Source organism: Rhodanobacter thiooxydans, from assembly GCF_021545845.1.
GTDB lineage: Bacteria > Pseudomonadota > Gammaproteobacteria > Xanthomonadales > Rhodanobacteraceae > Rhodanobacter.
The window spans coordinates 3,880,216-3,904,162 of record NZ_CP088923.1 but is presented as its reverse complement, the minus strand read 5'-3'; the positions used below and the strand labels follow the sequence as shown (position 1 = coordinate 3,904,162).

Genomic DNA, 23,947 nt, shown 5'->3' with positions numbered 1-23,947 from the left:
GTTGCGCTTCTTTCGCCTAGGAAAAATGCAAGGCCACAAGCTCGCCGTGAACCACGAATCCCGAATCCCGAATCCCGGCTTTCAACAGCCGCATGGCTGGTCATCCCGGCCCCTCGCCATCCGCCGCCTCGGTCGCCAGCCCTACGCGGCCACCTGGAAGGCGATGAGTGCGTTCACCGACAACCGCACCGCCGACACGCCCGACGAATTCTGGCTGCTGGAGCACGACCCGGTGTTCACCCTGGGCCAGGCCGGCAAGATGGAGCACGTGCTGGCGCCGGGTGACATCCCGGTGATTCCGGTCGATCGCGGCGGTCAGGTGACCTACCACGGGCCGGGCCAGATCGTCGGCTATCCGCTGATCGACCTGCGCCGCGCCGGCGTGGGCGTGCGCGAGCTGGTGCACCGGATCGAGCAGGCGCTGATCGACACGCTGACGCACTGGAACGTGGTGGCGGTGCGCCGCGAGGGCGCGCCCGGGGTCTACGTGGCCGACGCCAAGGTCGCCGCGCTCGGCCTGCGCGTGCGCCGCGGCTGCAGCTTCCACGGGCTGGCCTTCAACGTGGCCATGGACCTGGAGCCGTTCCAGCGCATCAACCCCTGCGGTTACAAGGGTTTGGCGGTCACGCAGCTGCTAGACTTGGGCGGTCCGTCGCAGTTGGCTACGGTCGAGGACGTGCTGGTAGAGGAGTTTTGCCGCCAGTTCGGCTTCACCGCCATGCCCGCCGCTCCCATCCTGCCCGAACTCCCCGCCCGCAAGGCGGTCTGAGCCGTCTACCCATGAGCGAAATCTCCGCCCCTTCCCCCAAGATCATCCCGCTCGCCGTGGTCAGCGGCGCGCCCGCGGGCGAAAAGCAGCTGGGCAACGACAAGATCGCGCTGAACCGTGCCGGCTTCGATACCGGCGCGCCGACCCTGCGCAAGCCCAGCTGGATCCGCGTGCGGCTGCCGCAGGGCAACGCCGTGCAGCAGCTGAAGGCGCGCCTGCGCGAGAACTCGCTGGTCACGGTGTGCGAGGAAGCGTCCTGCCCGAACATCCACGAGTGCTTCAGCAAGGGCACCGCCACCTTCATGATCCTCGGCGAGGTGTGCACGCGGCGCTGCTCGTTCTGCGACGTGGCGCATGGCCGCCCGGTGGCGCCCGATCCGCTGGAGCCGGCGCGGCTGGCCGAGACCATCGCCGACATGCGCCTGAAGTACGTGGTGATCACCTCGGTCGACCGTGACGACCTGCGCGACGGCGGCGCCGAGCACTTCGCCGCCTGCATCCGCGCCACGCGCCATGCCAGCCCGCACATCCGCATCGAGATCCTCACCCCCGACTTCCGCGGCAAGGGCCGCATGGAACGCGCGCTGGAGGTGCTGAAGGACTTCCCGCCGGACGTGTTCAACCACAACCTGGAAACCGTGCCGCACCTGTACCGCGAAGTGCGCCCCGGCGCCGACTACCAGTGGTCGCTGGACCTGCTCAAGCGCTTCAAGGCGCAGCACCCGCAGGTGCCGACCAAGTCCGGCGTCATGCTTGGCCTGGGTGAAACGATGGAGCAGGTGCTCGAGACGATGCGCGATCTACGCGCCCATGACGTCGAGATGATCACCATCGGCCAGTACCTGCAGCCCACGCCGCACCATCACCCGGTGCTGCGCTACTGGAGGCCGGAAGAATTCGATGCGCTGCGCGCGGAAGGCGAGGCAATGGGTTTTCACCACGTCGCCTCCGGTCCGCTGGTGCGCTCGTCCTATCACGCCGACCTGCAGGCCCATGCAGCCGGCGTCACCGAGTCAGCCTGAGAACCCCCATGAAATTTCGTCCCGCGCTGCTCCTGCTGCTTGCCTTCACCGCGACCTGCGCGTTCGCGCAGTCGGCTGCCGACCTCGGTGCCGGCAAGGCCCGCAAGGCGGCTACCTGGCCGCTCACCTCCACACCCGAGGAGGCGCAGGCCGCGCAGCTGTCGGCGCGTTTCCTGACCCGTTTCCACTACGACGCGCAGCCGCTCGACGATGCGATGTCGGCGCGCATCTACAAGGCGTATTTCAAGCTGCTGGACAGCGAGAAGGTGTTCTTCACCCAGGCCGACATGGCCAAGTTCGCGCCGCTGAAGACCCAGCTGGACGACGCGATCTGGAACCAGGACCTGTCGGCGCCGTTCGCCGTGTTCAACCTCTATGTGCAGCACGCGGTGGAGCGCATGAACTACGCACGCGGCCTGCTCAAGCAGGGCTTCGACCTCGCTGCCGACGAGAGCTACACCTTCGACCGCGAGCACGCCGACTGGCCGAAGGACCAGGCCGAGTTGAACGACCTGTGGCGCAAGCGCACCAAGAACGACTGGCTGCGCCTGAAGCTGGCCGGCAAGGACGATGCCGAGGTCCGCAAGACGCTGGACAAGCGCTACGCCAACTACATCGAACGGGTCCGCCAGCTCGACGGCCAGGACGCGTTCCAGGCCTTCATGACCGCGTACGCGGAGACCACCGACCCGCACACCGACTACCTCGGCCCGCGCGCGGCGGAGAACTTCGACATCGCGATGAAGCTGTCGCTGGAAGGCATCGGCGCGGTGCTGCAGCCGCGCGACGACTACACTCAGATCCGCGAGCTGGTGCCGGCCGGGCCGGCCGCCAAGTCTGGGCGGATCCAGGTGGGCGACCGCATCGTCGGCGTCGGTCAGGGCGACAACGGCCCGATCGTCGACGTGATCGGCTGGCGCCTTGACGACGTGGTCAACCTGATCCGCGGCAAGAAGGACACCACCGTGCGGCTGGAGGTCATCCCCGCGGACGTCGGCGTGGACGGCAAGCACGAGATGGTCAGCCTGGTGCGCAAGAAGGTCAGCATCGAGGAGCAGGCGGCGAAGAAGAAGATCGTGGAGATCAAGGAAGGCGGAGCCACCCGCAAGATCGGCGTGATCGAGCTGCCCACGTTCTACTCCGACTTCGGCGCGCGCAATGCCGGCGACAAGGATTTCAAGAGCGCCACCCGCGACGTCGCCAGGCTGCTCGGTGAACTGAAGCATGAGGGCGTGCAGGGCGTGGTGATGGACCTGCGCAACAACGGCGGCGGCTCGCTGGCCGAGGCCAATACGCTGACCGGCCTGTTCATCGACAAGGGTCCGGTGGTGCAGGTGCGCGACTCCAAGGGCGGGGTCGAGGTGCAGGGCGACGACGACCCGGGCATGGCCTGGAGCGGGCCGCTGGCGGTGCTGGTCAACCGCGGCACGGCGTCGGCTTCGGAGATCTTCTCCGCGGCGATCCAGGACTACCACCGTGGTCTGATCATCGGCGAGCCCACCTTCGGCAAGGGCACCGTGCAGAACCTGGTGGACCTGGACCGCTTCGCGCAGGGCGACAGCGAGAAGCCGCAACTCGGCGAGCTGAAGATGACCATCCAGGAATTTTTCCGCATCAACGGCGGCTCCACCCAGCTGAAGGGGGTGACTCCGGACATCGCGTTCCCGAAGAACGGCGACGACAAGGACTTCGGCGAGTCGACCTACGACAACGCACTGAAGTGGACGCAGATCGCGCCGGCCGACTACCAGGTGGTGGCCAATCTCGCCGCCTACCTGCCGCAGCTGCAGCAGAAGCACGCCGAGCGCGTGGCCCATTTGCCGGCGTGGAAGCTGATGCTGGACGAGCTGGCGCAGTACCGCAGCATGCGCGCGAAGACCTCGGTCTCGCTGAACTTCGCCACGCGCGAGGTCGAGCGCAAGCAGCTGGAGGCGATCCAGGCCGACTTCCGCGCGCGGCACAAGGCCATCGACGGCAGCGACGCCTCGCTCGCCGACGAGGCCAGCAGCAGCCTCGATGACGGCCTCAACGCGAACGAGCGCAGCCTGAAGAGCGAGCTGAAGCAGGAGAAGGACGCGAAGAAGGCGAAGGACGTGCAGCTCAACGAGACCGCGCACATCCTGTTCGACGCACTCGGCATGATCAAGACCGACCCGAAGCTGGCCAGCGAAGTGCTGCCCTATGGCGGAAAAGACAGCGGCAGCCTCGCTGCGGCACCCGCCACACCGGCGGCAGCGAAACCTACGCACTGAAAAATCGTGCGATTGAAGAAGGGCAGCGCGAGAGCGCTGCCCTTCTTCTGCCCGATCATCCGGCGCCGGCCACCCACGGACTCGGCAGCCTTGACGGCAAGGGTCAGCCCGGCGTGACAGGTATCTCGCAGGACTGGTTGAAATCGCCGATCGCCTCGACCAGGTCGGTCACGGCCGCGCGCTCCGCCTCGCTGAGGTCGGGATGCCAGCAGTCCAGGATCAGCACCACGCGCGTCTGCCCGCTGCGGTTCCACGCCTCATGCTCGTAGGTGTCGTCGAACGTCACGCATCGACCTTCCTGCCAGACGTGCTCTTCGCCACCTACGCGGATGGCGCAATCGGGCGGAACGATCAGCGGCAGATGGGTCACCAGTCGCGTGTTGGTGACCCCGGTGTGCGGCAGGATGTGGGTACCCGGACTCAGCACCGAGAATAGCGTTTCCGGCGCGTGGTCGCGGATGCGTACCAGCGGCAGCGTATCGAGCAAGGCGGTCGTTTGCGGGCAGCGCGCACAGTGTTCGTCATGGCGCTGGCCGTGGCGATAGAAAAAGTACGCATCCCAGGCGGGATCCTGGTTGCTGGACGAACGCAGCATGCTGCGACTGGCCTGCGCCGGCACCTGGCCCAGAAACGCCTCCAGCTGCTGTCCCCGCGACAACACGGCGTGCAGTTCCGCGCGCACCGTATCGGTCGCCGCCTCCAGCTGCTCCAGCCAGGGGAAGTGCTTGCGCGGATAGTACGGCTGACTGGCGATGCCGGGGAAATACAGGAATTTCGGCTTCTGTCGTGGATCGGGGATGTTCGCCGGCTGATCGAGGAAGTAGATCGCCAGACTGCGTTCCACCCGCGCCAGTTCGTCGCTGCCGTAACGCTCGCGCAGCGGATCCAGCGCGCCGCGGAACAAGCGGCGCCGTCCCTGGTTGACGTAACTCACAGCATGTTTCACCGCATCGCGCAGACCCGGCGCGGTGGTTGCGTCGTCCTGCCAGCGCCCCCGCGCCCGCGCGCTTTCGATGGCCATGAAATAGGCCTTCAGCGCCTCGTGCGATTGCCCCAGTTGTTCCAGCGCCATGCCCAGCTGCAGGCGTACCACGAACGCCCGTGGCGCCAGCGAAAGCCCGCACCTGAAGCTGGTGACGGCTCCGCTGAAATCATCCACCGCCATCTGTGCGGTAGCCAGCTGGACCCAGGCAGCCGGGTCGTCCCGCGTCACCTGCACGGCGACCTGCAGGCGCTGGATGGCCGCCGCATGCTCCCCGCGCGCGGAGTGACAGCCGGCTACGAACCGCAGCGCCTCGACGTCCTGCGGGTGCCGCTCGAGCAGGCTCAGGAAAGACTTCTCCGCAGCGTCCGGCTCGCCCCGCTGCGCCTGTTGTCGCGCCACGCTGCGACCGGCTTCCAGGGTATCGTCGTGCGATCGGCTCATTGGCGGTCAATGGTCTCGCATAAACACGGTCGGCTCCCGCAGCGCAATCCGCGAGAACTCCGCGTCGCCATCATACGCGGGATGCCCGGCCGATCGCCGGCTCCGCATGGCGTCGGGTGACAGGGGCGCGGGACCCGCGGCGCGCCTTGCGCAACCCGGCCTTCGCCGGCCGCGGGCAAGCGTCAGTCCGCATAGCCGAGCTGCTTCATGACGGGGCGCAGGGTGGGCAGCACCGGCTCGAACCATTCGCGGTAGGCGTGCCAGCGCCCCACCGCGTTGCCGTTGATGCCCTGGGTGACCTGGGCATAGCTCGGGGTACTGATGAACGACTTGCTCCGTGCGTGTTCCGAAAAGCGTGCCATCGGCGACGCATCCTCGATGCCGAGGAATTCGCCGAGGCCGGCAACGCTGGCCTCGAAGCGGCTGACCACCGATTCGTAGCGCCACTCCAGCAACTGCGGCGCGAATACCTCGACCTGCTTTTGCCATTGCCCGAAGGCCTGCACGTAGCCATCCGCGAGGCGCTGCAACGACGAGCACAACACCATGAAGGCGGGCGAGCGGAATGGCTGCATGTAACAGCTGAGCAGCACGTCGCAGGGGTGGCGCAGGCACAGGATGATGCGCGCTTGCGGGAACAGCCGCATGATCATCGGCAGGCACAGCATGTTGAGCGGATTCTTGTCCACCAGCCGGCGCCGTCCCCGATCCGGCAGGGCACGGTCGACCCGGCGGAAGTAGACGGCGCGCAACTGGTCGGCTTCCGTCTGCGTCAGGTTTGCCAGATCGGCCGGGTAGTGCTGGCCGAACAGTTCCATGCCTTCGATCAGCTCATGGATGAAGGCACGCTCGTCCATGGACTGGAAGTCCGGGTGGGCATCGAGCATCTGTTCCAGCAAGGTAGTGCCGGAACGCGGAAAGCCGACCACGAAGACCGGACTTTGCCCGGCGGAAGGCGAGGACAGCGGATGCCAGGCCTCATGGGCGGCGCGGCCGACGACGCGATCGGCCATCTGCAACGGTTGGCTGTCGGGTGCCAGCAGCTCCGGCAGCACGTTCCGCGCAATATCCAGTTGTGCCGCATGTGCGGTCTGCAGCGCTTGCCAGGCCTCATGTTGCCGGCCCTGCTTGTCACAGGCAGAGGCCAGCCCAAACGCGGCGCCGGCCCGGCTCTGGTCGTCGGGGGCAACGGCAAGCACGCGCTGGTACAGCGCCGCGGCGCCGCCATGGTCGGCGCCGCGCATGGCCAGTGCGGCATGCGCGCTCCAGCCCTCGGCGCGTGCGCTCTGCGCTTCCGGTGGCAGCCGGTCGAGCGTGCCCAGCGGCAGCTCCAGCAGCTCGTCCCGCGCAAGCTCGACCTGGTTGCTCCTTTCGTGCAGCGCGATCCGTTGTGCGGCGATCCGCAGCAGCATCACCCCGGAATCGGGTCCAGGAGGCAACTGCGCGTGTGCCAGCGTGCGCAGCGCCGCATCCAGGTCGCCCTGCACGGCCAGCATCGCGGCCAGGACCAGGGCCTGCTCGGCGGGTTGCGGCGGCCAGTCGATGGCTCCAGCCAGCATCGCCTCCTGGCTGCCGTTGTCGCCGCAGACGTAGCAGGCATGCGCCGCCTGCAAGCGGGCTTCGATGAAGTGCGGCTCGAGGGCCACCGCATCCATCAGGGTCTGTCGGGCCGGCAGCCAACGTCGCTGCTGGAGGTAGAGCAGGCCGAGGTTGTAGAGCACCTCGGCATCTTCCGGTGCCAGCGACTGCGCCTTCAGAAAAGCCTGTTCGGATGCCGCCGTATCGCCTGCGTGGCGACACGCAAGGGCCAGGTTGTTCCAGTACGCGGAGACCTCCGGCCGCAGCTGCGACAGCCGATGAAACGTCGCTGTGGCCGGGCCGTAGCGATGGGTGGCCTGTTGCGCCAGGCCGAGCCACAGCATGGCGCTTTCGTCCGCGTCGCCGGTTTGCGGGGCCTGCGCCGCGAGGGCGATGACGTGTTCCATCTCGCCGGCGTGGTAGGCGGTGGCCATGGCGTTGGCGAGTGCGCTGGTTGGGGTAGGCATGCCTTCTCGATCGATCGTCCGCCGAGCCCCATTATGCAAGAGGGCCGCGAGAGTATCCCGCGGCCCTCCTGGGCAGCTTGACGCTTTCCTGGGTGATCAGGAAATCAGAACTTGAACGTGGCGCGCATCCAGTAATAGCGTCCGAGCGCGTCGTAGGTGGCGGTATCCACGTTGTAGTTCAGGCCGTTCTGGTAGACCAGCGGCGGAGCCTTGTTGCTGAGGTTGTCCACGCCGAGGTCGATCCGGGTATGCCATTCCGGGATCGCATAGCCAACCTGGATCGAGTGATACAGCACCGAGGCCATCGGTATGTTGACTCCGGAGAAGCTGGCGTCCGCATTCAGGTTGGTCAGATGGTGGATGTAGCGCGTCTGCCACTGCGCACTCCAGTTGCCCTTCGCCCAATTGAGCGTGCCCGTCCCGCGCCAGCGCGAGATGTTGCCGAACTGCTGGGAGTAGGTACCGGCGTAATTGACCGTCTGCGCGCCGGCTTGGCCGGGAGTGGCGTTGTTCTTGTAGCTGGAGAGATAGGTGGTGGAAAGGCCGGCCTTGAAATTGCCGGGGTCGACGCTGCCCAGGTCGAAATGCGGGATCTTGTAGTTCAGCGTGAAGTCGATGCCGGTGGTGCTCAGGTTGCCCAGATTGACCACCGGCGTATTGATGACGTTCACCTGGCCCGGCTGCTGGGTGGTGGTGGTGTAGCGATTGATGAACGAGCAATACGGGCTGCTGTTGTTGGCGAAGCACGCATTGACCACCGTCGACGCCTGAATCGGTGTCAGCAGGTCACTCAGGTAGATGTGCCAGAAGTCGACGCTGGTGGACAGGCCATCGGCCCAGCTGGGGTTGTAGACCAGGCCGAAATCGATCGATTTGCCCTGCTCCGGCTTGAGCGAGGCACCGACCGTCTTGGCGCCGGCGTAATAGGTGTTGACCTGGGCCGGTGAGTTGCCAGCCCAGTTGACCGGGACGTACTGGCAGGCGGCGGGGTGCTGTGCGAGCTGGGCGGCGGTGAGACCGACGCAGGGGTCGTTCAAGTTCGGCTGGACCAGGGTGACGCCGTCGTAGAGTTCATCCAGATTGGGGGCGCGGAATACTTCGGAGATGGTGCCGCGCAGCAGCAGATCCTCGATCGGGCGCCACTCGATGGCGATTTTCTTGTTGTTGGTGTTGCCGGAGGAGCCGTACTTGGAGGCACGGATACCCACGTCGAGGTTCAACGAATACGCCCACGGTTGCTGTGAGAGCAGCGGGATCAGCGATTCGGCATAGACTTCCTTGACGTGGTCGGCGCCACGACCCGGCGAACCGCAGGCTTCCTGCAGTATCTGGCAGCCGCCGGTGGCGAGGTTGAGGACAGCGTCGGGTGACACCGTGTAATTCATCGATTGATGGCGGTACAGGGCGCCGACGGCCAGTTGCACGGCACCTGCCGGCAGATCCCACAACTCGCCGTTGGCATCGATCTGGACTTGCTTGGTGGCATTGGTGAATACGTACTTCGGGGTATCCACGCCGGCCTTCAGGGCGGCCGTCTGGTGGGCCTGGTCGAAGATGTTCACGCCGCTGTTGATGGCCGCCTGGAAGTCGGCGATGTTGACCTCGTTGTAGTCGCGCTGCACGCGATTGGCATGGCCGTAGTTGAGCGTGGCATCCCAGCTCCAGGTGCTCTGGCCGAATGTGCCGCGCAGGCCCGTGTTGATCTGCACGTTGGAGGTGGTGTACGTGTGCAGGCGCGTACCGAGCCCGGTCAACCGGGTGTTGAAGCCATAGCCGGTGCCCGGAGCACCCGGGTGGGCGGGATCCGTGCCGAACGTAACCCCGAACGGATTGATCGGGTTGCTGGCCAGCACGTACCAGCCGTCGCTGTTGGCCGAGGTCGGCGCGGGCGCGTCCTGACCGCTCGACTGGGTGTGGTTCAGGAACGCATCCGCGAAGAAGGTCAGGTTGTCCGCCAGCTTGTAGTTGCCGAGCACGAAGGTGTTGAAGCGCCGTTGCGCGGTCTGGATGTAGTTGAACGCGTTGTAGTTGTACGCATCCGGGTTGCCGCGGTCGCAGCGATAGTCGCTCACGCTCGATCCATTGCCTTGCGCCAATGTGATGTATTGGGTCGGGCAGGTGCCGGCGGCTTTGGCGGCGATCGACGCGGGCGTCTGGATCTTGCCGGTCGGAAGGGTGCTGGAACCGGCCGGGCTGATCACGCCGCTGGACAGGTACAGCTGGTGCGCGGAGTACTTGCGCTGGGTGGCGAGCACGGCGTCGTACTTGTTGTAGTCCATGCCGCCGACGATGTTGTAGTTGTCGCCGCTGGCGCCGGCGGTCAGGCTGATGCCGTGCCGATGGCCATCGCCGTGGTCGGACTCACCCACGTTGACACTGGCTTCGGCGCCCTTGTAGTCCTTGCGCAGGATGAAGTTGACCACGCCGCCGATCGCATCCGAGCCATACACCGTCGAGGCGCCCTCGGCCAGCACGTCCACCCGCTCGATCATGTTCTGCGGGATCATGTTGAGATCGGAGTTGGCCATGCGCTGGCCGTCGATCAACATCAGCGTGCGGTTGGTGCCCAGGCCGCGCAGGGAGACGCGCGCCGCACCGTCGCCACCTTCCAGCAGGGGGCTGGCGACACCGCCGCCATTGCTGTTGTTCTGGGTGTTGGTGGCATTGCCGGAAATGCTGGGCAGCTGTTGCAGCACGTTGCCCAGGGTCGGGCTGCCGGCATTGGTGATCGCGGCGCGATCCACGGTCACCACCGGACTGGACGTCTCGGCGTCGACGCGACGGATCAGCGAGCCGGTGACGACAACCGCCTCGAGATTCTTTGCCTTGCTTTTTGCGGCTGGCGCCGGCGTGACCTGCTTGGCGGCCGGTGCATCGCTGGTGGTCGATTCCTGTGCCTGGACGGCGCCTGCCGCCGCAAAAATGCCCACGCTCAATGCCAGACGCACGGCCAATGACAGGTGATTCAAGTTGTGTTTCATGTGTTATCCCCGTTTGAAGTAGAGAGTTCCCCGTGCTTTCCCGGCGTGTCGGACGCGGTACGGATGGGTACCGGTCGCGCTAGGTCAGGCACTAATTGCTCGATGGCGGCAGTCCGTATTTCTCGGGCGGAACGATGCTGCCGCTGAAGCCGCTTCGGGCCTCGCCGTGCTGCAAGCCTTGGTTACCTTGCCTGCAGACGGATGGTGCACCCGTCGCCGGACTAGGTGACGCTGAACGGATGGCGGCCCTGCAGGTGGCGTGCGCTCGGCGGTATGTCGATGAAAAGTGCGGTGGGCGTAGCCAGTGGGGGCTGGCCAGGAGGCAGTACGCGATGCATCTAGTTCTCCCCGATCGTAGTGAATGGTCCGGGATTCATGAAGGTGGCGCTTCTTCTGATTCAATCCCTGATGAGCGCTTCCAGCGGCCCTCTTAATGGGGCGCGTGTCGCCATGATCCGGTGTGTATGACACAAGGCGGGTGGGTTTCGCCGAGAGCGTGCCGTATCGCAATATATTGCGATACGGCTGGCGCGGGCGACGGAAGACACAGGCCAGTATTCAGGATCACACGGAAGCGGAGAAAAAAACAGCGTCATGACATCAGTTTTGTTTTCCGTGCCAACCCGGCACTCGTTCAGCGCGGGGCGCCGACGGCCGGGTCCGCATCCGTGATAGCCGTATAGACGTCCGCCATGGCACGCACGAGACGGTGCGGCGAGCTGCTTCTCGCTGATCGTGTGGTGCCGGCATCTCCTGCGTAACGGGCATCGAGCGGCTGGACAGACGTCGGTGTCGCACGTACACCCTGCACTGCAGGGCGTCCTCCGCGCGAGAGGATCCGCATGACGTGTTGCCGAACGTTGCGCCTGCCGGTGGCCTGGCCTCAGCCAGTATCATCCGCCTGTATGCCACGATCTTGTGGCCGGCATGCTGGCCGGTACGGCTGCGTACGCCTGCCGGACGGTCTGCTACCGCTGACTGATACCCTGGCGCAGAAAATGCGCGGCCTGCGCGGCGCGTTGCCCGGCAGCGGTTGACGGGTGCGCCGCGGCGGCGCGCCCGCGGCTCTCACCGTTTCGCTGCCTCGCGCTGCGCAGGTTGCTGTTTCATCCACTGCTGGAATTCGGTGATGCGCGGCTCGTCGCGCAGCAGTACCGAGTGCGGATCGATCATCACCAGCGCGCCGGTGGGCACGGCGAGGCTACCGGCGTCGTCCGTCATCGGCACGGTGTGCACGACGTCGCCCACCTGCACCTCGATCGGCATCGGGAACGGCTTGCCGTGTCCGGTGATCCAGCGCAGCGTCGGCGTGTCGCCGTCGCGCTGCTGCTCCAGCCGCGGCAGCGCGGCGTCGCGCAGGTAGACGTCGAAGAACCAGTCGAGCCGGCGCCCGCTGACCTGGTCGACGATCGCGACGTAGTCGCCGGTGCTGGCGTAGCGCGGGCTGAAGTTGCCGAGTTGCGGGTCGGGGCGGCCATAGACCAGCCGGCGGATGCTGTCGAAGAAGGCCTCATCGCCGATCAGCTGGCGCAGCGTGTGCAGCATCAGCGCGCCCTTGTTGTAGATGTCCTGACCCGGACCGGCCTTCTCGTCGTAGACCTGTTCCTCGGTGCGGCTGCTGCCGGAGACGATCGGATGGTGGTTGCGCAACTTCAGGCGCAGCTCGTGCAGCCAGCTGAAATAGTCCATGTCGCCGTTGAGGTACTGGCTGTACAGCGGCTGCATGTAGGTGCCGAAGCTCTCGTGCAGCCACATGTCGTCCCAGCCGGCGTTGGTCAGCTGGTTGCCGAACCACTCGTGGGTGAATTCGTGCTGCAGCAGGCTGTCGTAGCCGTAACCGTTCAGGCAGTAGCGGTTGCCGTAGGCGTCGATGGTCTGGTGCTCCATGCCCAGGTGCGGGGTTTCCACCACGCCATCTTCTCGTCGCCGAACGGGTACGGGCCGATCTGCTGCTCGAAGAAATCCAGCATATGCGGGAATTCGCCGAACAGCTGCTGCGCCTGCGCCTCGTGCCCACGCAGGTACCAGAACTGCATCGGGATGGTGTTGCCGTAGCGGCTCTTGTAGTCCGCCTTGAGCTCGTCGAAGGGGCACACGTTGATCGAGATCGCGTAGGTGTCCGGCTGCCTGGCGCGCCAGTGGTACGTATGGCTGTCGCCCGCGTCGGTGACGCCGACCAGCACGCCGTTGCCGGGCGCGACCAGCGTCTTCGGCACGGTGACGTAGGTGTCGACCAGGTCGGGCTCACCCTGCGGCTGGTCGATGCACGGCCAGAACAGGCCGCAGCCTTCGCCCTCGACCGCGCTGGCCACCCACGGCTGGCCGTCGGCGCTGTGGCTCCACACGAAGCCGCCGTCCCACGGCGCCTTCTTCGCCACATGCGGCTTGCCGCCGTAGCGGATCGTCACGCTGACCTTGTCGCCGGCGGCGAGCGGCGCGGGTAGCCGGATGCACAGGCGGCCGTCAGGGTTGCTCCAGGCGTCGGCGGCGAGCAGTTGGCCGTCCAGCGCGATCGCGCCGATCGCGAGGTTGCGGTCCAGGTCCAGCAGCAAGGTGTCGGTGGCGGACTTCGCGGTGAAGCTCAGGATGGCGCACGCGTCGATGCTTTGCGTAGCTGGCACCACCGTGAAGTGCAGCTCGGCATGGTCGAAGTGCACGCGCGCCTGTTCGGCCGGCATGGTGCCGCCGGAGTTCAGCGTCTGCGCGGTCAGCGACGGCTGGGCCGGCGCCACGGTTCGGGCGACCGGAACGCTGGTGCAGGCGGCGAGGCCGAGCGCTACGCTGATGGCGAGCAGGTGCAGGCGGGAACGCATGGATGCTACCGACAGAAGGGATTCCGCAGCATGCAGTCTTTCACCCGGGCGCGACAACGCCGGAAATCATGCCGCGGCCCGGCCACCGTAGCGCTGCCGCAGGAACGCGAACATCGCGCGCAGTCCCATCGCCTCGCCGCCGCGCGGGCGGCCGGGGCGGTCGGCGTCGTTCCAGGCGTAGGTGTCCAGGTGCAGCCACGGCGTGCCTTCCGGCACGAAGCGCTCCAGGTACAGCGCCGCGGTGATCGCGCCGGCGTGGCGTGACGCGCCGGCGTTGGCGAAGTCGGCCAGGTAGGAATCGAGCATCTTGCGGTACGGCCGCCACAGCGGCAGCCGCCACAGCGGGTCGTCGACCGCGCGGGCGGCGGCGAGCAGCGCGACGGCCGCGGCTTCGTCGTTGGCAAACAGCGCCGGCAGGTCCGGGCCCAGCGCCACACGGGCGGCGCCGGTGAGGGTGGCGAAATCGAGCATCAGCTCCGGCTGCTGTTCCGCGCCGTAAGCCAGCGCGTCGCACAGCACCAGGCGACCCTCGGCGTCGGTGTTGTCGATCTCCACCGAATGGCCGGCGCGGGTCACTACCACCTCGCCCGGGCGCAGCGCGTTGCCGGCCACCGCGTTTTCCACCGCGGGGATCAGCAAGGTGAGGCGCACCGGCAGTTGCGCCTGCATCACCAGCCCGGCCAGCGCGATCGCGTGTGCGGCGCCGCCCATGTCCTTCTTCATCCAGCGCATGCCGTCGGACGATTTCAGGTCGAGCCCGCCGGTGTCGAAGCACACGCCCTTGCCGACGATCACCAGCTTCGGGTCCGCCTTGCGGCCCCAGCTCAGCTCGACCAGCCGCGGCGCGCGATGGCTGGCGCGGCCCACCGCGTGGATAGTCGGGAAGTTCGCCTTGAGCAGTTCCTCGCCGACCCAGTCGCGCACCTTCGCCTGGTGCACCTTGCCGAGCCGCCTGACAGCATCGCCGAGCTGCTCCGGGCCCATGTGCTCGGTCGGCGTGTTGACCAGGTCGCGCACCAGCACGGTGGCTTCGACCAGCGGCGTCAGCTGCTGCAGCAGGTCCGCCGGCACGGCGAGCCGGGCCGGCGCGCGCTTCGCCTGGCGATAGCGGGTGAACTGGTAGGCGCCCAGCGCCCAGCCCAGCGCGGCTTGCAGCGGATCCGCCAGCACGCCTTCGTCGGCGAGATGGTAGGTCGCTTCGGGCAGGCTGCACGGCAGCGCGGCCAGCGCCGCCAGCGGCTCGCGCGAATCGACGGCCGCCAGCACGCGCACCGGCTTGCCCGTGGCATCGGACAGCAGCGCGTACGTGCCCGCCGCCGCCTCGAAACCGCTGTCGGTCAGCCAGCGTCGCTGCGCCGCGGTGAGCCGGCGACGGGTCGCGGCGTAGTGTGCGGCGTCGGTGGTCTCGATGGCGATGCTGCGGCGGTTGCCGGACTGGCGTTCGATCAGGGCGGACATGCGGGATCCTTCGGGCTTGCGGCGGCACGGTGCGCCACGACATGGGCGATGAGCCGGCAATGATGCGCGCATCGCGCACAGCTTGCCTATGGTCCCTTGGTCAGCGGGCGCCGTGCGCGTCGAGCCAGTCGGCCAGCTCGGTCATGTCGCGCAGGTCCAGCTCCGGCGCCACGCCCAGTTCGGCCGGCCAGGGCAGGCCCGCGCGGTTGATCCAGGCGGTACGCAGGCCGGCATCGCGGGCGCCGGCCATGTCTATCGCCGGATCGTCGCCGACGTGCAGGATCTGCCCGGGCGGCACGCCCAGCCGTTCGGCCGCGGCCAGGAAGATGCGTGGGTCGGGCTTGGCCACGCCGCTGTCGCGCGCGCAGACGTGGTGGGCGAAGTGCGCGTGGATGCCGATACGCCGCAGGTCGGCGTTGCCGTTGGTCAGGCTGGCCAGCGGCCAGCGCGTGGTGATCCGTTCCAGCGCGGGCAGGCTGTCCGGGTACAGCTCCACGCGGTTGCGCGCGGCGAAGTAGATTTCCCATAGCGCTTCTACCGGCGCGTCATCTACGCCGCAGGCGGCGAATGCCTGCTGCAGGGTGAGCTGGCGCTGGCGGGTGAAGTCGTGCGCCAGGTCGAGCCGCTCGGCGGCGACCTGCAGGCGCAGCGCGCGCATGGCCCCGATCGGCCAGGCGCGGGCGACCTCGGGGTGGTGCTGCCGCAGCCACGCGTCCACCGCCTGGTCGGCGCGTTCCAGCGCCGGCAGCACCGGCCACAAGGTGTCGTCGAGGTCGAGCGTCAGCGCGAGGATCGGCACGTCCGCGCGGGCTTAGCGGTCGCGGAGGCGCAGCACCTGGCCGAGCTTGAGCTGGTCGTTCTTCAGGTGGTTCCACTGGCGCAGCTGGGCCACCTCGACCGAGTGCCGCTTGGCGATCGTCGACAGCGTGTCGCCCTTGGCCACCTTGTAGGTGGTCAGCGCGTGGCTGGCGTTCGCGTCGACCTTGCCGAAGTCCTTGCCCACGCTGCGATCGAACGAGGTAGCGCTGCCGCTCGCATGGTCCACGCCGGTGACGGTGACGTCGCTCACGCTGCCCTGGATCCGGCTCAGGCGGGCGTTGTCCTGTGCTTCGGCGCGGCGGCGCTCGACCGCCTGCCGGGCCGCCAGCGTATCGGGCGAGGTCGGCGCGATCGCGGCGCGTGCCGCGTAGGTGGCGCCCGGCGCCGACAGCGGCGTGCCGCGGACCGGGCGCGCGCCCGCTTCGGCCAGGATCCGGCTGCGCCGCGAGGTGTCCAGCGCCACCAGTGCCGCACCGTCCTGGTAGGGCAGCACCGCGTGCTTGCGCAGCGTGGCCTCGGCCGGCGCGGTCTGCATGAAGTCGATGAAGGCTTGCGCCTGGGCGGCCTTCGGGCTGCGCGGGTTGGTCACCAGGTACAGCGGGATGAACAGCGGGTAGCTGCCATCGGCGATATTGGCGGCGGTGGCCGGCTTGCCGTCGATCGGGATCGCCTTGAGCTTCGGGTTGCCGCTGATGCTGGCCAGGGTGCTCACGCCCAGGCCGTTCGGGTTCAGCGCGATGCCTTCCTCCAGCTTGCGCGTGTTGACGTACAGCCGGGGCGCCGCCACCGGCTGGTTGCCGCGGCCGAACAGCAGCTCGCGCAGGCTGTATTCCACGCCGTCGCCGGGGCTGGCCACCGCGTAGACGTCGATCGGCGCGTTGCTGCCGCCGACTTCGCTCCAGTTGTGGATGCGGCCGTAGTAGATGTCGTGCACCTGCTTCAGGCTGAGGCTGCGCACCGGGTTGGACGACTGGGTGACGATCACCAGCGCGTCCCACGCCACCGGGGTGAAGGTGAGGTTCGCGTTCTGCGCGCTGTTGTCGCTGGCGCGCGCGCTGCCGGCCAGGTCGGCAGCGCCGCTGGCCACCGCGTCGATGCCCGAGGCGGTGTTGAACGGCTGCAGCTCGATCCGCCCGTGGCCGCTCTTCTCCCACGCCTTGGCCACTTCGTTGACCACGCCGTTGGCGGTGGCCACGTCGCCGCGCCACACCAGGCTGCTCTTGGCGGGAGTGCTGGCGTGCTGCGCCTTGGACTTGCTCTTGGCGAACGCGGGAGTGGCGAGACAGGCCCCGATCAGGGCAACGGACAACAGGCGGGCAAGACGGACGGACATGATGGTGGGGAGCCCCGGGGTCAATGGGTGTGGAAGGAGAGGCGCGAGTATGGCGCCTCGCGGGCGCACACTGGGTGAAGCGGTGCGCGTATTTCATCGGCCCGAATGCAGAACATCAAGCGCTTTCACCGCTTCGCGCGGCGGCACGGGCCCAAGCTGTGCACCGGGACACGGCGCGTGGGCGATCCCGGCCACGCTTTCGCCTGAATGGTTTTGGCCCAAGGATGCACTGAACGGGTCAGCGCATCCTTGGAAAGGTCTTCTTGCCCGTCATTCCTGCGAGGCGCGTTTCAACAGCCTTCGGCCGCTGAAACGCGCCTCGCATGGTGCGCAGAATCCAGCGCGTCGCTAGTTCACCACCACGTAGCGCGTGCCGTCGTCGTCGGCGACCACCAGCACCAGCTGGCGCGGTTTCACCCCAGCCAGCCCGCGCAACATGTGCAGGCTGGTGATGCGCTGGCCGCCCACGCCGATCACCACGTCGCCGGCGCCCAGCCCGGCGCGCGCCGCGCGGCTGCCCGGCTGCACCGCGCTCACCGCCGCGCCGTACCAGCCCTGGTTGCGCTGGCCCTGGCTCAGTTCGCTGAAGCGCACGCCGGCCAGGCGCGGATCGAGCTGGCCGCCGTCGACGCTGGCCAGCTTCTCCTCGGTGAGCGTAGCGTTGACCTCGCGCAGCTTGCCCTCGCGCAGCACGCCCAGGCGCAGCGTGCTGCCCAGCGGCAGCAGGCCCTCGGCGTTGTTCAGTTCCTGCACGTTGTGCAGCGGCTTGCCGTTCAGCGTGGTCAGCACGTCGCCCGGCTGCAGGCCGGCGTGCGCGGCGGCCGAGCCGTCGGTCACGCCGGTGACCACCACGCCGTTGCTGTCCTTCAGGCTCAGCAAGCGGGCGATGCGCGGGGTGATCGCCTGGGTCTGCACGCCCAGGCTGCCGCGCTGCACCTTGCCGTGGGCGAGCAGCTGCGCCATCACCTCGCTGGTGAGGTTGCTGGGGATGGCGAAGCCGATGCCCACGTTGCCGCCGGATGGCGAGAAGATCATGGTGTTGATGCCGACCAGTTCGCCGCGCAGGTTGACCAGCGCGCCGCCGGAGTTGCCGGGGTTGATCGAGGCGTCGGTCTGGATGAAGTTCTGGTAGCCCGAGCCACCCAGCCCCGAGCCACCCAGCCCCGAGCGACCCAGCGCCGAGACGATGCCGGCGGTAACCGTCTGGCCCAGCCCGAACGGGTCGCCCACCGCCACCACGTAGTCACCCACCTGCAGCGCGGAGGAGTCGGCCAGCGGCAGCGCCTTGAGGTTCTGCGCCGGGATCTGCACCACCGCCACGTCGGTGGCCGGGTCGGTGCCCAGCAGCTTGGCCTTGAACGTGCGCCCGTCCTGCAGCGTCACGCTGATGTCGTCGGCGCCGCCGACCACGTGGTTGTTGGTCAGCACGTAGCCCTTCGCCGCATCCACGATCACGCCCGAACCCAGGCTCTGCTCGACCCGCTCGCGCGGCGTCGCCGGCAGGCCGAAGAACTGGCGCACCATCGGGTCGTCGAAATACGCATCGCGCACCTGCACCCGCGTGGTGGTGGAGATGTTCACCACCGCCGGCGTCACCCGCGTCAGCATCGGCGCCAGCGAAGGCATCGGCTGGCCGCCGACCGCGGCCGGCAAGGTGGCCGCGCGGCCACTGGCCGGCACGCTGCCGAAGGCGACCACGGCCAGCGTCAGCAGGCCGGTCAACCAGGGCACGAGGCGCGAAGGCAGCTGCAACATGGGGTCCTCCTGAAAGCGACGAAAGCGGCGCAGGTTCGACCGATGGGCGGCGCCACGGTTCCATGGGGCCGCCTGCACGCGCCGGCCTTTGACAACCGGCAGCGAGGAGGGTTAACTTGCCTACCCGATATCAACCACAACATCTTGTGTTAACTAGCTAGCGCTCAGACTAGCACTGGTGTCGACCGTCGCGATCTTGGGGGAGAGTCGTTGCCGTCGGAAATCAGCTGACGCATGGGCCGGGGGGCATCCCCGCTGGCCCTTCAGGCGCCGCCCACGTGGCATCAGCAACAGTGCCGTATCGAATAAAAAAACAACGCCGGCCGCAAGGTCGCAGCGAGAGGTCAGGAAGCCAATGAGCACAGTGCGTGCACCAGCCACCAATCCAACCACCGGCGCGAACCCAGGCTCGGGCACGCCGGCCGCCAGCCGTGACGCCGCCGTGGAAATCCCGCTGCAGCCGGCGTCCTACGACATCTGGGACAAGAAGTATCGTCTGAAGGCGAAGTCCGGCGAGCCGGTGGACGCCACCATCGACGGGACCTACCAGCGCGTGGCGCGCGCGCTGTCCGAGGTGGAATCCAGCGACGAGCTGCGCGGCCACTGGTACGAGCGTTTCCTGTGGGCGCTGCGCCGCGGTGCGATCCCGGCCGGCCGCATCACCTCCAACGCCGGCGCGCTGGCGCACAAGCCGGCCACCTCCACCATCAACTGCACCGTCTCCGGCACCATCCGCGACTCGATGGACGACATCCTGGAGAAGGTGCACGAGGCCGGCCTCACCCTGAAGGCCGGCTGCGGCATCGGCTACGAGTTCTCCACGCTGCGCCCGCGCGGTGCATACGTGTCCGGCGCCGGCGCGTACACCAGCGGCCCGCTGTCGTTCATGGACATCTACGACAAGATGTGCTTCACCGTGTCCAGCGCCGGTGGCCGCCGCGGCGCGCAGATGGGCACGTTCGACATCAGCCACCCGGACGCCAAGGAATTCATCCGCGCCAAGCGCGAGGACGGCCGGCTGCGCCAGTTCAACTTGAGCCTGCTGATCACCGACGGCTTCATGCATGCGGTCGAGTACGACCAGGACTGGCCGCTGGTGTTCCCGGTGCACGTGAAGGAGCAGGACGAGATCGACCTGACCGACCCGGCCCAGGTGGTCTGGCGCGAATGGCCCACCCACGAGAACTACGTCGACCGCGCGGACGGCCTGGTCGCCTGCAAGATCTACAGCCACATCCGTGCGCGGCACCTGTGGGACATGATCATGGTCTCGACGTACGACTACGCCGAGCCCGGTTTCATCCTGATCGACAAGGTCAACGAGATGAACAACAACTGGTGGTGCGAACACATCCGCGCTACCAACCCGTGCGTCACTGCCGATACGCGCCTGGCGACCCAGTACGGCATGGTGCCGATCGGTGAACTCTGTATCTCGGGCGCGCCGCTGGAGGTGTCGGTCGATCGGCGTTCGCTGGAACTGGAGGGCCGTGGCGTCGAGACGCGCCAAGCCAAACCCGCTTTCATGACTTCGCCGAAAGCGCCGGTTTACCGCGTCACCACCGAGGACGGCTACGAGATCAAGGCCACCGGCTGGCATGATTTCTACACCGAGCGCGGCAAGATCAAACTGCGCGACCTGGAAGTCGGCGACCGGCTCCTGGTGCAGTCCGGCAAGGGGCAGTTCGGCAATCAGGGTAGTGAAGACCTGGGGCTGTTGCTGGGGCTGATCGCGGGTGACGGTCACTTCACCAATCGCGGCCAGGATCAGCAGGCGGCCATCGTCACGCTATGGGGCGAGGAGCGCGCTCTGGCCGATCGCGTGGCAACGGTGATCAACGGCCTGATCGCGCACACCGCCACGGGTGACCATCGCCAATACCGGGTATCTCCCGTGGCGGTGCCGGATCGAAACCAGATATTCATCCGTTCCGTCCTGCTGGCGCGCTTGCTCGAGCACTATGGCTTCACGGCGGCGACCAAGCTGCGTGTGCCCGAGGTGATCTGGCGTGGCAGCGAGCACTGCGTCAGGGCCTATCTGCGCGCTTTGTTCCAGTGTGATGGCACGGTCAATATTTCGGGTCGCAGTCTGAGTTGCTCGGTTCGGCTTGCCTCCAGCCAACCCGACCTGCTCAAGGACGTGCAGACGTTGCTGGCCAATTTCGGAGTGTTCTGCCGCATCAGGAAACGTCGTGCAGCGGGTCGGCGCAGTTTGCCCGATGGCCATGGTGGAATGCGCAGCTATGCGTGCGAGGCTGACCACGAGCTGATCATCGATGGTGAGTCGCGCGAGCGTTTCATGGACCAGATCGGTTTTCTGCTGGCGACCAAGACGCAGCGCTATCTCGACTGGCGCGAAGGCAAGGCTCTGCGCAAGACGCAGCGCTTCACCTCGCGCATCGCCACCATCGAATTCATCGGCGAACAAGCCGTGTTCGACACTACCCAGCCCGACCACAATGCGGTGATCTTCAACGGCCTGGTGACAGGGCAGTGCGGCGAGCAGCCCTTGCCGCCGTACGGCTCGTGCCTGCTCGGCTCGGTCAACCTGACCACCTTCGTGCGCGACCCGTTCGGCCCCAAGGCGCGCTTCGACTGGGACGAATACCGCGAAGTGGTCAAGGTGTTCACCCGCATGCTCGACAACGTGGTGGAGATCAACGGCCTGCCGCTGGAGCAGCAGCGCAACGAGATCATGGGCAAGCGCCGCCATGGCATGGGCTTCCTCGGCCTGGGCAGCACCATGACCATGCTGAAGCTGCGCTACGGCTCGGCCGACGCGGTCGCCTTCACCGAAGAGGTGTCGCGCGAGATGGCGGTGGCCGGCTGGGAAGTCGCGCTGGAGCTGGCCAAGGAAAAGGGCGCCGCGCCGATCCTGCTGCGCGACTACACCGTCACCGGCGACATGCTGCGCAAGCGCCCGGAAATGACGCAGGACGGCTGGAAGGTCGGCGACAGCATCCCCGGCCGCGTGCTGCATGCGAAGTACAGCCGCTACATGCAGCGCATCGCCACGGTGGCGCCGAACCTGGTCGGGCAGCTGGCCGAGACCGGCGCGCGCTTCACCCACCACTCGTCGATCGCGCCCACCGGCACCATCTCGCTCAGCCTGGCCAACAACGCCAGCAACGGCATCGAGCCCAGCTTCGCCCACAGCTATTCGCGCAACGTGATCCGCGAGGGCAGGAAGACCAAGGAAAAGATCGAGGTGCTCAGCTACGAGCTGCTGGCCTATCGCGCGCTGATCAACGCCGACGCCGAGATCTCCGGCGACGAGCCGGCCAACAAGCTGCCGGACTACTTCGTCGCCGCCGACGACATCAGCCCGAAGCAGCACGTGGACATCCAGGCGGCCGCGCAGCTGTGGATCGACTCGTCGATCTCCAAGACCGCGAATGTGCCCACCGACTACCCCTACGAGGACTTCAAGGACATCTACTTCTACGCCTACAAGCAGGGCCTGAAGGGATGCACCACCTTCCGCTTCAACCCCGCCGCGTTCCAGGGCGTGCTGGTCAAGGAAGCGGACCTTGAAAGCACCCTCTACCGCTTCGAGCTGGAAGACGGTAGCGTTGTCGAACTGAAAGGCAATGAGCAGGTGGAGTACGACGGCGAAATGCACTCCGCCGCCAACCTCTTCGATGCCTTGAAGGAAGGCTACTACGGCAAGTTCTGAACCGCCGTCCCTGCAGCCGCGGGCGGCAACTCAAAGCGGTCCACCGGAGGGGAACACCAGCATGTCCATCGATAACGAAGTTGAAGTGAGCAACACCACCGCCACACCGGTCGCCGCCGAGGCGCCCGCCGTCGTCCTGCCGATTCTGCCGGACGTGCCGCCCGCCGCGCCGGTGGCCGCACCCGCGCCGGCGAAGAAGCCGGCGGCGAAGAAGAAGGCTGCACCGAAGAAGGCTGCACCGAAGAAGGCCGCCGCCAAGAAGAAGGCAGCGCCCAGGAAGGCTGCGGCCAAGAAGAAGGCCGCGCCCAAGAAGGCTGCAGCGAAAAAGACCGCGTCGAAGAAGGCTGCCGCCAAGAAAGCCGTGAAGAAGGCGGCGAAGAAGGTTGCGAAGAAAGCAGCGGTGAAGAAGGCCGCGAAAAAGGCCGTCAAGAAAGTCGCGAAGAAGGCCGGCGTGGTGAAGAAGGCCGCGAAGAAAGTCGCCAAGGTGGTGAAGAAGAAAGCCGCCAAGGCCACGAAGAAGGTCAGCAGCAAGAAGACGGCCGGCAAGAAGGCCGCACCGAAGAAGGCGGCAGCGAAGAAGTCCGCCAGCAGGAAAGCCGTCGCCAAGACGGCCAAGAGGTCCACTGCCAGCAAGAAGGCGGGCACCCGGTCGGCAGCGCGCAAGCCTGCCGCCAGGAAGGCCGCCGCAAAACGGAAGTAAGCGACACCCGCATCCGGCCCGGCCGCTGCGCCGGGCCGGATGACCTTCGCCGCACGCCGCGTCCACTCCGGCATCGACACCCATAAATAGAAGAAGCGAACACCATGGCGATCAAGATCGACAAGAAGATCACCGGCTACAACGTGGTCAAACCCGAGGACAAGGTTGCCGCCGCCCCGGTCGCCGCCGCCGCGCCGAAAGAGGCGCCGATGGCCGAAGTGATCCAGATGCACGAAAGCGTGGAGCGCCCCGAAACCCTGGTCGGCTCCACCTTCAAGATCAAGTCGCCGCTGTTCGAACACGCGCTGTACGTCACCATCAACGACATCGTGCTCAACGCCGGCACCAAATACGAGCAGCGCCGCCCGTTCGAGATCTTCATCAACTCGAAGAACATGGACCACTTCCAGTGGATCGTGGCGCTCACCCGCATCCTCTCCGCCGTGTTCCGCAAGGGCGGCGACGTCACCTTCGTGGTCGAAGAGCTGAAAGCCGTGTTCGACCCGCGCGGCGGCTACTTCAAGGCTGGCGGCGTGTACATGTCCAGCATCGTCGCCGAGATCGGCGGCGTGATCGAGCAGCACATGAAGAACATCGGGCTGATCCACGACCCGGAGATGGACGAGGCCACGCGCAAGCTGATCGCCGAGAAGCGCGCCGCCTACGAGGCGCTCGGCGCAAAAAAAAACTCTGAAGTGAGCGCAGCTTCCGCGGCGTCGGCCGAAGCTGCGTCCTCCGAGACACTCACCTTTCCCGCCGGTTCGATGATGTGCGACAAGTGCAACACCAAGGCGCTGGTGCTGATGGACAACTGCCAGACTTGTTTGAATTGCGGGTATTCGAAGTGCGGGTGAGTTCGTATTCAATCGGAACGTTGTTGGTCTCGTTTCACCCGTTC

Annotated in this window: 15 protein-coding genes; 6 read left to right on the top strand and 9 right to left on the bottom strand. The window is 66.9% G+C overall.

The genetic code is table 11. The features are described from left to right. Positions 1-118: 118 nt before the first annotated feature. The 3 genes from lipB to LRK53_RS17760 are packed head-to-tail and all read left to right on the top strand — an operon-like array spanning position 119 to position 4,043. Positions 119-769 (top strand): lipoyl(octanoyl) transferase LipB, encoded by a 651-nt coding sequence (lipB, locus tag LRK53_RS17770; protein WP_027493851.1) that lies wholly within the window; start codon positions 119-121, stop codon positions 767-769. 11 nt (positions 770-780) lie between these two features. Further along, on the top strand, positions 781-1,791 hold the full coding sequence (gene lipA / locus LRK53_RS17765) for a lipoyl synthase (protein ID WP_425504525.1): 1,011 nt from the start codon (positions 781-783) through the stop codon (positions 1,789-1,791). An 8-nt stretch (positions 1,792-1,799) separates the two neighbouring features. Then, positions 1,800-4,043: a carboxy terminal-processing peptidase gene (locus LRK53_RS17760; protein ID WP_235642421.1), complete on the top strand. Its 2,244-nt coding sequence runs from the start codon at positions 1,800-1,802 to the stop codon at positions 4,041-4,043. A gap of 103 nt (positions 4,044-4,146) precedes the next feature. Here the strand turns inward: LRK53_RS17760 and LRK53_RS17755 are convergent, their stop codons facing one another. The 9 genes from LRK53_RS17755 to LRK53_RS17720 form a co-directional block, all read right to left on the bottom strand. Beyond that, entirely contained in the window at positions 4,147-5,469 is a 1,323-nt protein-coding gene (locus LRK53_RS17755; RefSeq protein ID WP_027493848.1) for an aspartyl/asparaginyl beta-hydroxylase domain-containing protein, read from the bottom strand. Positions 5,470-5,651: 182 nt separating this feature from the next. Continuing rightward, the gene (locus LRK53_RS17750; protein WP_027493847.1) at positions 5,652-7,514 is read right to left on the bottom strand and encodes a tetratricopeptide repeat-containing sulfotransferase family protein; all 1,863 of its coding nucleotides are present in this window, start codon (positions 7,512-7,514) and stop codon (positions 5,652-5,654) included. Positions 7,515-7,618: 104 nt separating this feature from the next. Next, entirely contained in the window at positions 7,619-10,495 is a 2,877-nt protein-coding gene (locus LRK53_RS17745; RefSeq protein WP_027493846.1) for a TonB-dependent receptor plug domain-containing protein, read from the bottom strand. A 1,068-nt stretch (positions 10,496-11,563) separates the two neighbouring features. Then, positions 11,564-12,403 carry a M1 family aminopeptidase gene (locus tag LRK53_RS19340; protein WP_338109831.1) on the bottom strand — a complete coding sequence of 280 codons (840 nt, stop codon included), beginning with the start codon at positions 12,401-12,403 and terminating at the stop codon, positions 11,564-11,566. After that, entirely contained in the window at positions 12,337-13,308 is a 972-nt protein-coding gene (locus tag LRK53_RS19335) for a gluzincin family metallopeptidase (protein ID WP_255324915.1), read from the bottom strand. The genes LRK53_RS19340 and LRK53_RS19335 overlap by 67 nt, the downstream gene beginning before the upstream one ends. 66 nt (positions 13,309-13,374) lie before the next feature. Next, on the bottom strand, positions 13,375-14,766 hold the full coding sequence (locus LRK53_RS17735) for a leucyl aminopeptidase family protein (protein ID WP_027493845.1): 1,392 nt from the start codon (positions 14,764-14,766) through the stop codon (positions 13,375-13,377). A 100-nt stretch (positions 14,767-14,866) separates the two neighbouring features. Next, positions 14,867-15,565 (bottom strand): HAD family hydrolase, encoded by a 699-nt coding sequence (locus LRK53_RS17730; RefSeq protein WP_235642420.1) that lies wholly within the window; start codon positions 15,563-15,565, stop codon positions 14,867-14,869. 12 nt (positions 15,566-15,577) lie between these two features. Next, on the bottom strand, positions 15,578-16,918 hold the full coding sequence (locus tag LRK53_RS17725) for a substrate-binding domain-containing protein (RefSeq protein WP_037090426.1): 1,341 nt from the start codon (positions 16,916-16,918) through the stop codon (positions 15,578-15,580). 348 nt (positions 16,919-17,266) lie between these two features. After that, positions 17,267-18,673 (bottom strand): Do family serine endopeptidase, encoded by a 1,407-nt coding sequence (locus tag LRK53_RS17720; protein WP_235642419.1) that lies wholly within the window; start codon positions 18,671-18,673, stop codon positions 17,267-17,269. Between the two features lie 355 nt (positions 18,674-19,028). On the opposite strand from LRK53_RS17720, the gene LRK53_RS17715 reads away from it, so the two are divergent. The 3 genes from LRK53_RS17715 (at position 19,029) to LRK53_RS17705 (ending at position 23,903) form a co-directional block, all read left to right on the top strand. Beyond that, positions 19,029-22,349, top strand: a complete 3,321-nt coding sequence (locus LRK53_RS17715) for an LAGLIDADG family homing endonuclease (protein WP_235642418.1) — start codon at positions 19,029-19,031, stop codon at positions 22,347-22,349. An 85-nt stretch (positions 22,350-22,434) separates the two neighbouring features. After that, the gene (locus tag LRK53_RS17710) at positions 22,435-23,049 is read left to right on the top strand and encodes a hypothetical protein (RefSeq protein ID WP_235642417.1); all 615 of its coding nucleotides are present in this window, start codon (positions 22,435-22,437) and stop codon (positions 23,047-23,049) included. A gap of 104 nt (positions 23,050-23,153) precedes the next feature. Next, positions 23,154-23,903, top strand: coding sequence for a TSCPD domain-containing protein (locus tag LRK53_RS17705; protein WP_027491623.1), 750 nt, complete (start codon positions 23,154-23,156; stop codon positions 23,901-23,903). The last annotated feature ends 44 nt before the right edge of the window (positions 23,904-23,947 follow it).

What these genes read in the sequence shown, in the direction of transcription:
- LRK53_RS17720 (WP_235642419.1), bottom strand. Translation starts at nt 18,673, where the DNA reads ATGTTGCAGCTGCCTTCGCGCCTCGTGCCCTGGTTGACCGGCCTGCTG.
- LRK53_RS17735 (WP_027493845.1), bottom strand. Translation starts at nt 14,766, where the DNA reads ATGTCCGCCCTGATCGAACGCCAGTCCGGCAACCGCCGCAGCATCGCC.
- LRK53_RS17750 (WP_027493847.1), bottom strand. Translation starts at nt 7,514, where the DNA reads ATGCCTACCCCAACCAGCGCACTCGCCAACGCCATGGCCACCGCCTAC.
- LRK53_RS17715 (WP_235642418.1), top strand. Translation starts at nt 19,029, where the DNA reads ATGAGCACAGTGCGTGCACCAGCCACCAATCCAACCACCGGCGCGAAC.
- LRK53_RS19335 (WP_255324915.1), bottom strand. Translation starts at nt 13,308, where the DNA reads ATGCGTTCCCGCCTGCACCTGCTCGCCATCAGCGTAGCGCTCGGCCTC.
- LRK53_RS17725 (WP_037090426.1), bottom strand. Translation starts at nt 16,918, where the DNA reads ATGTCCGTCCGTCTTGCCCGCCTGTTGTCCGTTGCCCTGATCGGGGCC.
- LRK53_RS17745 (WP_027493846.1), bottom strand. Translation starts at nt 10,495, where the DNA reads ATGAAACACAACTTGAATCACCTGTCATTGGCCGTGCGTCTGGCATTG.
- lipA (WP_425504525.1), top strand. Translation starts at nt 781, where the DNA reads ATGAGCGAAATCTCCGCCCCTTCCCCCAAGATCATCCCGCTCGCCGTG.
- LRK53_RS17755 (WP_027493848.1), bottom strand. Translation starts at nt 5,469, where the DNA reads ATGAGCCGATCGCACGACGATACCCTGGAAGCCGGTCGCAGCGTGGCG.
- LRK53_RS17705 (WP_027491623.1), top strand. Translation starts at nt 23,154, where the DNA reads ATGGCGATCAAGATCGACAAGAAGATCACCGGCTACAACGTGGTCAAA.
- LRK53_RS17760 (WP_235642421.1), top strand. Translation starts at nt 1,800, where the DNA reads ATGAAATTTCGTCCCGCGCTGCTCCTGCTGCTTGCCTTCACCGCGACC.